The organism is Parapedobacter sp., from assembly GCF_035556095.1.
Taxonomy (GTDB): Bacteria; Bacteroidota; Bacteroidia; order Sphingobacteriales; family Sphingobacteriaceae; genus Parapedobacter.
In genome coordinates this window covers 288,777-301,177 of sequence record NZ_DATMFT010000021.1, presented here as the reverse complement: position 1 = coordinate 301,177, position 12,401 = coordinate 288,777, and the positions used below count along the sequence as shown (strand labels likewise).

Annotated in this window: 9 protein-coding genes; 1 reads left to right on the top strand and 8 read right to left on the bottom strand. The window is 49.7% G+C overall.

What is annotated here, in order from left to right:
• Positions 1-17 precede the first annotated feature (17 nt).
• Positions 18-542, top strand: coding sequence for an SRPBCC family protein (locus VNQ80_RS11750; RefSeq protein ID WP_325638760.1), 525 nt, complete (start codon positions 18-20; stop codon positions 540-542).
• A 154-nt stretch (positions 543-696) separates the two neighbouring features.
• Here the strand turns inward: VNQ80_RS11750 and VNQ80_RS11745 are convergent, their stop codons facing one another.
• From VNQ80_RS11745 to VNQ80_RS11710, 8 genes are all read right to left on the bottom strand, one after another.
• Positions 697-2,916, bottom strand: coding sequence for an NADP-dependent isocitrate dehydrogenase (locus VNQ80_RS11745; protein ID WP_325638758.1), 2,220 nt, complete (start codon positions 2,914-2,916; stop codon positions 697-699).
• Between the two features lie 97 nt (positions 2,917-3,013).
• Positions 3,014-3,475: an RES family NAD+ phosphorylase gene (locus VNQ80_RS11740; RefSeq protein ID WP_325638756.1), complete on the bottom strand. Its 462-nt coding sequence runs from the start codon at positions 3,473-3,475 to the stop codon at positions 3,014-3,016.
• A 1-nt stretch (position 3,476) separates the two neighbouring features.
• Complete coding sequence (gene parS, locus VNQ80_RS11735) at positions 3,477-3,962, bottom strand: type II toxin-antitoxin system Xre/ParS family antitoxin (RefSeq protein WP_325638754.1); 486 nt, start codon at positions 3,960-3,962, stop codon at positions 3,477-3,479.
• Between the two features lie 57 nt (positions 3,963-4,019).
• A complete protein-coding gene (locus VNQ80_RS11730; protein WP_325638752.1) occupies positions 4,020-5,906 on the bottom strand; it encodes an ATP-dependent DNA helicase RecQ in 1,887 nt (628 codons plus the stop codon).
• Positions 5,903-8,050 (bottom strand): ComEC/Rec2 family competence protein, encoded by a 2,148-nt coding sequence (locus VNQ80_RS11725; protein WP_325638750.1) that lies wholly within the window; start codon positions 8,048-8,050, stop codon positions 5,903-5,905. The genes VNQ80_RS11730 and VNQ80_RS11725 overlap by 4 nt, the downstream gene beginning before the upstream one ends.
• A complete protein-coding gene (locus VNQ80_RS11720) occupies positions 8,038-10,092 on the bottom strand; it encodes a helix-hairpin-helix domain-containing protein (RefSeq protein WP_325638748.1) in 2,055 nt (684 codons plus the stop codon). Before VNQ80_RS11720 ends, VNQ80_RS11725 begins: the two co-directional genes overlap by 13 nt.
• Complete coding sequence (locus VNQ80_RS11715) at positions 10,082-10,876, bottom strand: hypothetical protein (RefSeq protein WP_325638746.1); 795 nt, start codon at positions 10,874-10,876, stop codon at positions 10,082-10,084. Before VNQ80_RS11715 ends, VNQ80_RS11720 begins: the two co-directional genes overlap by 11 nt.
• A 94-nt stretch (positions 10,877-10,970) precedes the next feature.
• A complete protein-coding gene (locus tag VNQ80_RS11710; protein ID WP_325638744.1) occupies positions 10,971-12,395 on the bottom strand; it encodes a Gfo/Idh/MocA family oxidoreductase in 1,425 nt (474 codons plus the stop codon).
• Positions 12,396-12,401 lie beyond the last annotated feature (6 nt).

The following is a 12,401-nucleotide window of genomic DNA, read 5'->3' as shown; positions in this document are numbered from 1 at the left end:
TAACTAACCTCTGTACAATGAACACCTTAAAGAAAATCCTCCTCATCTTAGCGATTATCATCGCTATTCCGCTCATTGCGGCGCTTTTTGTCAAGCGTGAGTTTACCAGCGAACGGCAAATCACCATCAATAAACCGAAGCAGGAAGTATTCGATTACATTAAACATCTCAACAACCAGAAAGAATATGACACCTGGCATAAGATGGATCCTGAGGCCAAAACAACTACCAGTGGTACCGATGGTACCGTCGGCTTCGTTTATACGTGGGACGGCGATAAAATAGGCAAAGGGGAACAGGAAATCACCAACATCGTTGAAGGTGAGCGGATGGATACACAATTGCGATTCAAAGAACCATTTGAATCGGAAGCATCTTGCTATCTACTTACCGAGGCGCAAGGTGAAAACCAAACGGTTGTAAAATGGGGAATTTCGGGCAAGTCGCCCTACCCGTTCAACTTGATGTCGCTCTTCTTCGATATGGGCGACGATTTCGACAAGGGATTGCAGCATTTAAAGACCATACTTGAAAGCCGATAGATAGGAAAGCAAGCCTTCCCTTATACTTATAGGAGCGGAAGTGGAGGCAATGTTACAAACTGACCCTGCCATAAAAGAAAAGCTCCTGGAAGCGGAGCTTTTTGATTGGTATGGACCGCGGCACTCTCCACCTATTTGGAAGCGAGTAAAAAGGTTATACCGATGCGATAATAGCGTTCAGCGTTTCACTTGGCCGCATGGCAGCTTCCGCTTTCGCTTTATCGGGCCAGTAGTAACCATTGATATCCTGCGGTTTGCCTTGTGCACCGATCAGTTGGTCATTGATTTTACTTTCATTGGCACGAAGCTTTTCCGCAACCGGCGAAAATAGCGTACTCAATTCGCTGTCTTTTGTTTGTGCTGCCAAAGCTTCGGCCCAATATAACGCTAGGTAGAAATGCGATCCTCTGTTATCGATTTGTCCAACTTTTCGTGCTGGCGATTTATTGGTTTCCAAAAACTTCTCGGTAGCCGTGTCTAACGCCTCTGCCAATACCAGTGCTTTGGCATTACCCTGGGTCTGCCCCACATGTTCCAATGAAACGGCCAATGCCAAGAACTCACCCAAGGAATCCCAACGTAGGTATCCCTCGTTCACGAACTGATCCACATGCTTGGGCGCTGATCCGCCGGCACCGGTTTCAAAAAGTCCGCCACCATTCATCAACGGCACAATGGAAAGCATCTTCGCCGAGGTACCTAGCTCCAGGATAGGGAACAAGTCGGTAAGGTAGTCACGGAGTACGTTCCCTGTTACCGAAATCGTATCTTCGCCTTTTCGGATGCGTGCCAAAGAAAACTTGGTCGCTTCGACCGGATTCAGGATACGGATATCGAGTCCCGATGTATCGTGCTCGGCCAGGTAGGTATTAACTTTCTCGATGAGTTGGCTATCGTGGGCTCGATTTTCATCCAGCCAAAAGACCGCAGGTGTATCGGAAAGGCGTGCCCGGTTAACGGCCAATTTCACCCAATCGCGAATCGGTGCATCCTTAGTCTGGCACATCCGAAAGATATCTCCCGCTTCCACTTCCTGGGTCATCAGCACATTTCCATCCGCATCCACCACTTGAATCGTCCCTTTAGAGGCCGCTTGGAAGGTTTTGTCGTGCGAGCCGTACTCTTCGGCTTTCTGGGCCATAAGTCCGACGTTTGATACAGACCCCATAGTCGCCGGGTCAAATGCACCATGTTGCTTACAATCGGCAATCGTAGCTGCGTACACACCGGCATATGAACGGTCGGGAATCAGTGCCAATGTGTCGCGAACTTCGCCGTTTTTATCCCACATCTGGCCAGAATTACGGATCATCGCCGGCATAGAGGCATCGACTATGACGTCCGACGGAACGTGTAGGTTGGTGATTCCCTTGTCGGAATTGACCATGGCTAGGTCTGGACCGTTCTCAATAGCCACGGCAATGGCCGATTTCACTTCGTCCTCCTGCGGATGCCCAGCAATTTTCGCATATACGTCGCCCAAGCCGTTGCGGGTATCTACACCAAGTTCTTTGAAAAGATCCGCAAATCCATTGAATACGTCCTTGAAATAGACCTCCACGATGGCACCGAAGATAATGGGGTCGGAAACTTTCATCATCGTCGCTTTCAAATGCGCCGACAGCAGCACACCGGTTTGTTTGGCCGTACCGATTTGCTTCGCCACGAATTTTTTCAGCGCGGAAATGCCCATATGCGATGAATCGATAACTTCGCCTGCCTGTAGTGGAGCCGGTGCTTTCAACTCCGTTTTTTTACCACTTTCATCTACGAATTCAATCTTGAATGTCGTAGCCTGCGACACGGTAACCGACTTTTCGTTGCCATAGAAATCGTCGGATGCCATCGAAGCCACCTCGGTTTTGGAATCTGTGGCCCACACCCCCATGGAATGCGGGTGCTGCTTGGCATAATTTTTAACGGCACGCGGTGCGCGGCGGTCGGAATTACCTTCACGCAACACCGGGTTTACTGCAGACCCGAGCACTTTCGCATAGCGTACTTGGATGGCCTTTTCCTCGTCATTCTTCGGCTCCTCCGGATAATCGGGTACCGCATATCCTTTACTTTGCAATTCGGCAATAGCGGCTTTCAACTGTGGAATGGAAGCCGAAATGTTGGGTAACTTGATGATGTTAGCCTCGGGTGTAGTAGCTAACTGCCCCAGTTCGGCAAGCGCATCGGTGATTTTCTGGTTATCCGTGAGCTGCTCTGGAAAATTTGCCATGATGCGCCCTGCCAATGAAATATCCTTTTCCTCGACCAATATACCGGCCGGACCTGTGAATGCTTTGACAATGGGTAAAAAAGAGAACGTGGCCAACGCTGGGGCCTCATCTGTCCTGGTATAAGAAATGGTGGTATTTTTCGACATAATCTGAATGAATTTCGGTCGCGAAAATAGCTAAAAATAAGCTGTTTTACAAGTTTATCGCGAATGCACTGCACCCGCACACTCTACAATCGGACGATTAACTTTTAAAGAGGCGCCGATCGAAGGGAAACCTTTCCAGCGATTCGACCGTTATGCAGTGGAAATCGGGATGCTTCGGGTTAATCAGGTAATTAAAATCACCCGATGTGACCACAGAAGGTATTTTTAATACGGCACATTTGGCATCCATCACAAAAGCATTCCCAATCCGCTGTGTCGACAGTGGATGTGGGAACGCATTCCAATTATCCGGCAGATCATTTATGGAAAGGTCGATTACCTTCAAGTCATCTGGAATCCATATCGCCATCATCAGGTAATCCGAAGGCAGCGATGCCAATGTAAGATGAACCGCTACCTCGGCCATCGCTAACGACCGGTTCCCTGCCGTGTAAATCAGCTCAACTCCTATGGAATTCCAACGGGCACCGCGCAACGCAGCTCCTCTGCCCGACAATGTGGAAGAGAACTTTTCGCGGACCAACCTGAAAACAATCATACTACACGAAAATACCGTGGTTGATATGCGTAAGCTCTCTCAAAACAAGTTCCTTACCGTACGAATCTTTCAAAAGATCCATGGGCTTTTTGTTTCCGAGGGCATAGTTGGTGGTATGAAGCCACTGTTTAAATTGCTCGGCATGGCCAAATATTTCAAGCCCTTCGCGGGTGACTTCGGCCAGTTCCATGATTTTCTCAGAATGCAGTGTTTTGAAATGACGATTTTCCATCTTATAGCGGTTTAGTGTTTTCGTGGATAGTTCGAGAAAAACAGCCCATTCATTTTCTGTAAACGGTGTAATGTGCTGTATCTTTTCAAAAAAACGATAGGATATACCGCTTTGGACCACGGTGGTCATCATCAACCGATCTGTAAAAAGTTCATTAAAGGTGGGGCCGTCGTTGGTCAATGTACGGTAACGATCCGTATCAAATTCTTTGAAAATGTTTCTAATTTCTTGGTCTAGCTGCTTTTCGTAGGTCATGACACCTCCTTTTTGAAATCTGTCTCCAAATATAAGACATTTTTCTTGGTTTACCAATCATTCCAGATAGTATTTGTCGCCATTCACTTTCAACCGCCCTTCGTCCAGCCTTTTGCGTATAAATGCCAGCCGGGTTGTTTCATCGCCTGTTTGCAGTCCCAACACCAACTGGTCGATGTTCAATGGCCCATCTGAAAGCAGCTCGGCCATTTCGGCCATAAGACGTTCCTCTACGTTCTCTACCTTATTTCGTACCAGGCAACGATCACAGATGCCGCAAAGTTTGGCATTGTGCTCATCAAAATAAGCCAATAGTTGCCTACTCCGGCAATCCATACCATCGAGATAGGCGAAGACCGCATCCAGCTGGCCTTGTTTGACCGTTTTCCGCTCACGGATATAATGGCTATCTACATGCAACCGTTTGCTGTCAATCCGAGCCCGTAAAAACTGGATTTTCGGGCTATCGGTCTGGGGTAGATAAGAAAGGATTTCTAGCTGCTGAAGGTATTCGAGCATGTCAACAATGGCGGCTCGTTGCTTTCCCATCCTCCTGGCCAATTCATACTCACGAATCGGTACAAAATCATCAAATGCGCCACCATGGCTGCGAAGGACGGTTTTAATCAGGCCGTCGTATGCAACGTTTTCCACCTGGAATTTATATAAATCCTGTTGGTTTGCTTCGAACTTCACCCGTGAAGGGATGTATACCGATTCACTCACGCTGATCCATCCGTCACGTTCGAGGAATTTCAGGGCGTTGAGTGTCATCACCACGTCCAACTTATAACGGTTGCAAAAGTCGGCTACGTCAAAATCAAGCACTAGCCCCTCTCCTGCGCCATGAGCCAATTGATAATAGTTGGCCAAGTGTTGATAAACCTGCTTGATATATTCGATTGCCGGAAAACTCAGCTCATGATTTTTTAGCAGTTGGTTACGGTCGCTCTGGTGGTAGAGCAGTACTGCGAAGGCTTTCTTACCGTCCCGTCCCGCCCGTCCAGCTTCCTGGTAGTATGCCTCAAGCGAATCGGGAATATCGAGATGGATAACGAATCGTACGTCCGGTTTATCGATGCCCATTCCGAAAGCATTGGTGGCCACAATCACCCTGATCTCACCCACCTTCCAAGCTTCCTGCTTGCGCGCCCGCTCGGGGGTTTCCAGACCCGCGTGGTAGAAGTCGGCCGAAATGCCCTCATTCAATAAGATACGGGCCGTCTCTTGCGTTTCCCGCCTATTGCGCACATAGATAATGCCACTCCCCTGCAACTTACGGATGACACGTAGCATGCGACCTTGCTTATCTTCCTCATCAAAAGCCATATACGCTAGGTTTTCACGTACGAAACTCTTCCGCAGCACATTGTTCGTAGAAAACTGCAGCTGTGTTTGGATATCGTCTACCACCCGGACAGTAGCCGTGGCCGTAAGTGCAAGGAAGGGCACGCGAGGGTGCAACGATCGTAGTGTGGCGATATGCAGGTATGAAGGCCGGAAATCATACCCCCACTGCGAAATACAATGGGCTTCATCCACCGTCAGGAGATTGACGTTCATATGGCGTATGCGCTCTTGCACCAAATCGCTGCCAAGCCGCTCGGGTGAGAGGTATAAGAACTTAATGGGACCATAGATGCAGTTATCGAGTGCGATATCGACCTCTCGCTTGGTCATGCCCGAGAAAACAGCTGTCGCTTTAATGCCTTTAGCCTGCAGGTTTTCAACCTGGTCTTTCATCAGCGCGATAAGCGGTGTCACTACGATACATATGCCTTCCTTCATCAAGGCAGGCACCTGGAAACATACCGATTTCCCGCCGCCGGTCGGCATCAACGCAAGCGTATCACGCCCTGCCAGTACCGACCGGATGACTTCTTCCTGCAACGGTCGAAACGACTCGTGCTTCCAGTATTTCCGAAGGACGTCTACACTGTTCATGGGACCGGTGATTGCAATGGCCAAACATACGCAAAATTGTCTTTTAACACATACACCGGAAGTGCGGCGGCCTCGGCTTCGGCCTTCCATCGGTCGATGGTTGAATCGTAATTAGATCCATCCAACACCAATTGCTTGCAATCAATGGCTTCCAAGAGTACGGCCAACGATGTTCGGGGATTATTACGTAAAATGACAACATCGACCTTCATTCGACCGTCGTATGTGAGGGTTCCATCGTATACCATGAACCGGGCATCCCCGAATTGTAAGACACCACCTTTCGCGTACACGTGGCGGTCAACGTATGTACTATCATCCGGCACAAAATGAATGGTTTCGGTAGGTGCATGGGCTTCCAGTGCCGGTAAAACAGCGTAACCAATTGTACGGTCGTCCATAGACGGCAGATTGGTGTACAACCAAGCTTCCTCCCGATTGACCAAACCAACAGCCAGGTTGTGGCGTACATTAAACACGATGATTCGCGGACCTACATCGCTGAATGCCGCTGAAAAAGATGTGCATACCAACAGGGTGACACATCCCAGCGCACCATAAACCCACGGCTTACGCCGGGCCATAATGGCCGTTGCTATCGTCCAAATCAGCACATATACCAACAGCGATTCCCACCAAGTCGCCCAAATACCCCGAATACTGGCCATCGGCCATTGTTCAACGTATGCCAGCGAGGTGTTGGTTGCAAGGATAAGCTTTTCTAATACCTTTCCCGCCCATAGCGCCAGTTGGCCAACCGGCAAGACCAATAATGCAAACCCAACATACATAATGGCGCTGGCGGGTAGGGCAATAAGCAGGTTGGCAGGAAGGAAATACAGTGGAAATTGATGGAAATAATACGCCGCTAGTGGACCCGCTCCGGCCTGGGCTCCGATTGACATTCCAATATAGTCGGTTACGGATTTCTGCCACCGATTGCCTGCAGGAAAAACAATACGCATTAAAGGGTGCAGGAAAACAATACCTAATACTGCCAAATAGGAAAGCTGGAACCCGATGTCGATGATGAACTTCGGTTCATATAACAAGAGGAAAAACGCGGATGCCGCAATGCTGTTGTAAATCCGGTTTTGCCGCCCGAAGATAGTGGCCGCCATTACAAAACTCACCATGATGGACGCGCGCAATACCGGTGGTGAAAATCCGGTCAGCAAGGCATAACCCCACACAGCAAGCAATAAGAGCATGAACTTAGCTACCCGCAACCCCTTGCTCCGATCCATCCACCACAACAATCTGGCTAGCAACCAGAACACGAGAACCACATGCATGCCCGACACGCTTAATACATGGATAGTGCCTGTATTGGAAAATGCCTGCACTAACCGATCGCTCATCTCGGCGCGGTAGCCTAAAATTAAGGCAGAAGCCACAGCGTAGGCATCACGATCGTGGATGTATTCAGCGAACTTGGCGACCATTCGCTGCCGTAAGGTCAGCGCATAAGCGATAATCGGGTTCCCCTTTCCCCGGCTCAACTTCTTCAATTCGTTGAATACAAGATAGTCCTGATGCCAGATATGGTTACCGGCGAGGTAGCTTTGGTAATCCAATTCACCAGGATTATACGGTGGTGGAACCGTTTCGTAGCCCGATGGAACCAGGAATTCATCGCCATAACTCAATTGTTCGGACATCAAACTGTCATCTACCCGGACGGTAAGCATGAGCGTACCCGTCACGTTGCGCATTCCATCGCCTGCATACGCATGCGTCGTGTTAAAAGGGAACCGAATATGGTTCCCCCGCACTGTGGGTTCATCGGCAATCCACCCGATCAGTGCCTTGGATTTGAAATGGCTGAAATGTGTCCGGTTGATCGTCGGGTCCGTTTGCCAAGTAAGCAGGCAACCGAGGACGCTCCACGCCAGCAGGATAGACACACCCATCATGTTGTAATAACGGTGTTGGCGCAACCGTGTCATACATCGGATAGCTATAAAAACACTCACAACAACGACCAGCGCACCCCAAGCTGTGAGGTATAATGGCCACGTTGGCACTACGGCACATCCGACCCCGATACCAGCCATCAACGCGATCAGGAAACGTACAAAAGGTGCATGGCCACTATGGTAAATGTGATTATCATATGTTTGTGATGTCGCTAAAACTGCCATCTTAACTGCACTTTTACGTCCGAACGTCGATTGCCAGCAATAACATCCAAACCACTGCCTACCTCGTCAACACCACGGTAAATAAATGTAGCGTACCGCAGCCAGCAATCTACTTGCCGACCGATACGGTAACGGGCGTTGATATACGCTCGGACACCATCGTTATGGTATACTGGAAACGAATACCCATACAATACATCATTTTCATAAGCATACATTCGCGTATTGTAACTCGGGATACCGAATACCGCCAGTCGCATGTTACCACTCAGCTTCGCACTAAGCGGCTTATAGATCACATCATGGTAGGCCATAAATCCCAATTCCGTGTTCACTCCTTCCTTCCGGTAATGGGAAAATTCGACACGATTGCGCATGGTCCATCGGGCACTGAGTTTATACTGACCATTCACCCGAATCTGTTGGTGCCGCACATCGGCAACGAGACGATGGGACTGCCCATCACCCACTACCGCATTCTCCTGACGCTGACGATACCGATAACGCACGGAAATATGTGCCCTTTTATACCAGTTATAGGTAAATTGTGTCAGCAAATCCACACCATAAGATGGCGCATCAATACGGTATCGTAACCAGGGGAATCGAAAAAAATCACCGTACATCGTCCATTCTACTTTCCGGTTAGGATGGTACACCAAACCGGCATAGAAGCCACGTTCATTAGCAACATCGCTCCCGGCAGCTAGTCCCTGACTGAAAAACGATTGGTAGTTGCGCTGATAGTTGCGGTAATGTAAGGCCAAAGACAGGTGGTGGTGCAACGTGGCTACCAACCCCTGCATAACCGCGAAACCACCACCATAGTTATGTGCAGCCTCGCCAAAAAGGTACACGCCCCGCCATGAGTGACTGTAGTATAAGCTGCTGTTCCAAAGCGCGTCGCCACGAAACGCGTATTGGTTGCGAAGTAACGGCTGCGGTTCGATTGCCGTGTCGAACCGGGTATAATAGGTCAATAACCCGGTGCGAAACCGTGTGCGCTGATATAGTAGGTTCGCTCCCGACACCCATTGCTGCACGGCATCGCGGTTAGCAACCTCCGTAGGCGTACGGTGCAAACCGGTTTGACCAAGGGAACCCACGCTCATTCGGCCATTGTCTGCCATCGACAGTGATCCATCGAGACCACGCCACGAAAAAAACGGTGTGATTTCGAATTTCCCAAACGCCACCGTAGCCGCCCCGCCCCTTAAGAACAACAGCTCATTGGATGAGGTATATGGCCGTAAACCCGTAGCCTGTTTAACGATGCCCTGCACCATGGCCCCCTTTCCGAATCCCAGTCCATTCCACATTGCCAACCCCTGCCCGAATTGAAGTGCGTAGTCGCCAACCACGATATTCCGGAACCTGCCTTGGTCACGTAGGTAAATACTCCCTGAGTAAAAATCAAACCCGTGCCGCTGTGCGCCGTTGAAAAACGATTCGCCAGCATCTTTTTTCATATTCAACGCAACCTGCAGGTCGTTGCCATATCGGTAGCGATAGCGCACGAATACCTGATCGGGGGTTCCAAGATACCGCGAGCGGCTTGTATCAGTAATCGCGTATCCTCGTCGTTGCTGCACTGTCCGGCCGTACCTCACCATCAGGTCGTGCGACCCGGTTCGCAGCAATTCGCCCATGCCGACACCGGCCAGTGGAGCCTTTTCCCCCACCATTACATACGGCAATAGCAAACGGAGCAATTCGGTTTCCAGTCCATCGATCGCCTGCAGCTCTTGGATCGCAACAAACGCTCCCGAGCGGCGACGGTGGTCCAATAAATTATCGATAAACAATTGGGGTACAAATTGGAGTTCTCTCAATTCGCTACCATCGGTGCGGTTTAAGTCGATGGGATGCTGCTGGTAGTAATATAAACGGTCGGCAAGGTCCGACAAATCGAAATCTTCACCAAGGTCTTCAATAGCCAATTCCGTGAGCTGCTCCATGAGCATATCCACATCCGTTTGCCCATGGGCAGCGTAAGCCGAGCATAACGTAGCCGCCACGAGGAAGCATCGACTAAAACGCATATCCCACACCGATTTGTGGCGACATCCCCAAGTGCGGATGGAATGTCGCCGCTGCGTCAAATACAAACTGCTGCCAACGGAAGCCGAAACCCGCGTGTTGCAGTAAGGGATTAACCGATAACCCGCCCCGCAAACACAAAACATCGCCTATCCGATACGCAATACCGAGGTGGCCACTCACGCTGTTTTCAAACCGATAGGCCAGATCGGCGGCGAGGGTAACCATCGCCAGCGGGTAACTGAAACCGACCTTAACGAATGATGGGATAGTGCCATAAACCGTGGCACCATAGTCGGCATTGCCTACATTTGTATATTGAATGCCGATGGTTCCTCCTTGATCGAAATGGTATTGAGCCCCGATATCGGCAACGAAAGAATAGACACTTAAATAGTTTGGGATATAAAGTTGATGGTAACTCGCCGACATTCCCGCTGATAACCGAGGGCCGAGCCGTCTGGCAAAGGCGAACCCTATTTTGGTGTCGTGATACGCCCCATCCATCCCGAACCGGCGTGCCACCAGCCCCCAGGTACCCAATCTAGTTGGAATACCCAATAAGGCGGCTTGCGTAGTAATATCGGTTGCAAAAAAATGGTATTGATAGCCAACGCTCATGGCAACACGCTCCAATCCGGCCAACCCTGCCGGATTCGCCGTTATGCTATAAATCCCCTCAAGGGCAGTGCCCGTTTGACCCATGGCTTGATGGCTTGGACCGACATAGGTTTGGGCGAAGCTTTCATAGGAGATCAGGAGGAGTAATAAGCACCTTCCAATCATGGAGGTGAATATACAATGAAAAATTGATAGTTGAAAACCGATTACAGCGTAAACAGTTCCCAACCATCAATTATCAACTGTCAATTATTAACTGTTACACTTTATAGTATTGTTCCCAGCCCTTACGCGGCGGTGGACCTACCAGAAGTTCATTCGCTATTTTATTGTTCGTAATTATTTTTTTCTTCCGATCAAATTCCAATTTCGTGTGGAGTCTCTGAGACATGACACCTAACGAGAATACTTGGCTCAATGGCGCTGAAATCTCAAATCGTGACCGCGTCTTTTCCTCTCCTTTACATGCTTTCAGGAAATTGGCAAAGTGGTTGGATGGGCTCACCGGCACTTCGGGTAGGCGCGATGCCATATCCAATGCCTTCTCTTCGGGTATGATGGAGAGTGTGCTGCCGTGAGATCCGCCCTTGAATGTAAGATCCTTGCCGTAAATGATTTTACCCGGATTCAACTTCACAGGTTCAATATCGCCCGTACTTGGCGGCGGAATATTGGGGTCTAATCCCGATACGCCGTACCCTTCCGGGATAGGAGGCAGGTTGTCGAGCCCATCGTACCACGTGATATCGAGCGCTGGCATTCGCTTGCGTTTCGGAAACCGGAATACGATGGTGGATGACATGGGGAAGAAAAAGTCGTTATGCCCGGTGGCTTTCGTGCATTCTACCTCATAAGGCAGTCCTAGATCAAGGAATTCATGGGCCGTATCGATGATATGCGCTCCCCAATCGCCCAGTGCCCCCATACCGAAATCATACCAGCAACGCCACTGCCCATTGATGTAATCATGGTTATAGTTGTGTTGCTCAGCAATGGCCATGTGCCAAAGATCCCAGTCTAGCGAATCCGGTATCGGCTCTGCGGGTGGGAACGATTTGATATTAGGATCCCATCCATGCCAACGGCGTGGAGAGTTCATATGAGCCGTAATAGCGGTCACGTCCTTAATAATACCGGCATCCACCCATGCCTTGAACTGAAAGTAGTTTGCCTCCGAATGCCCTTGGTTTCCCATCTGTGTAACCACGTTCTTATACTTGCGTGCTGCTTGCATCAGCAGCTCACACTCCTGGAATGTGCGGGCAAGCGGTTTTTCCACATACACGTGCTTACCGAGCCCCATGGCATGCATGGTGATGGGAAAATGCGAATGGTCGGGCACGCCGATAGATACGGCGTCGATTTCGTTGCCCATCTTATCGAACATTTGCCGAAAATCTTGGAAGCGCGGCACATCGGGGAATTGCTCCAATATTTTAACCGTATGCGGTGCCCCCATATCCACGTCACAAAGTGCAACGATATTGGCTAACCCGGTCGCGTATAAATCGCCAATGATCTGTGCGCCCCGATTGCCAATACCGATACATGCTAAGTTAACACGCTCGTTTGGACCGGCCAATTTCGGCATAGCTGACAGTATACTGGGCGTAACAGCCGCAGCAGCAGAGGCTAGCATAGCCTGCTTGAGGAATGCTCTCCTCGAATATTCATATTTATTCATCTGTTT

Excerpts from the sequence above, each read along its gene's own strand:
- VNQ80_RS11725 (WP_325638750.1), bottom strand. The coding sequence starts at position 8,050 with ATGGCAGTTTTAGCGACATCACAAACATATGATAATCACATTTACCAT.
- VNQ80_RS11740 (WP_325638756.1), bottom strand. The coding sequence starts at position 3,475 with ATGATTGTTTTCAGGTTGGTCCGCGAAAAGTTCTCTTCCACATTGTCG.
- VNQ80_RS11720 (WP_325638748.1), bottom strand. The coding sequence starts at position 10,092 with ATGCGTTTTAGTCGATGCTTCCTCGTGGCGGCTACGTTATGCTCGGCT.
- VNQ80_RS11730 (WP_325638752.1), bottom strand. The coding sequence starts at position 5,906 with ATGAACAGTGTAGACGTCCTTCGGAAATACTGGAAGCACGAGTCGTTT.
- VNQ80_RS11745 (WP_325638758.1), bottom strand. The coding sequence starts at position 2,916 with ATGTCGAAAAATACCACCATTTCTTATACCAGGACAGATGAGGCCCCA.
- VNQ80_RS11710 (WP_325638744.1), bottom strand. The coding sequence starts at position 12,395 with ATGAATAAATATGAATATTCGAGGAGAGCATTCCTCAAGCAGGCTATG.
- VNQ80_RS11750 (WP_325638760.1), top strand. The coding sequence starts at position 18 with ATGAACACCTTAAAGAAAATCCTCCTCATCTTAGCGATTATCATCGCT.
- VNQ80_RS11715 (WP_325638746.1), bottom strand. The coding sequence starts at position 10,876 with ATGATTGGAAGGTGCTTATTACTCCTCCTGATCTCCTATGAAAGCTTC.
- parS (WP_325638754.1), bottom strand. The coding sequence starts at position 3,962 with ATGACCTACGAAAAGCAGCTAGACCAAGAAATTAGAAACATTTTCAAA.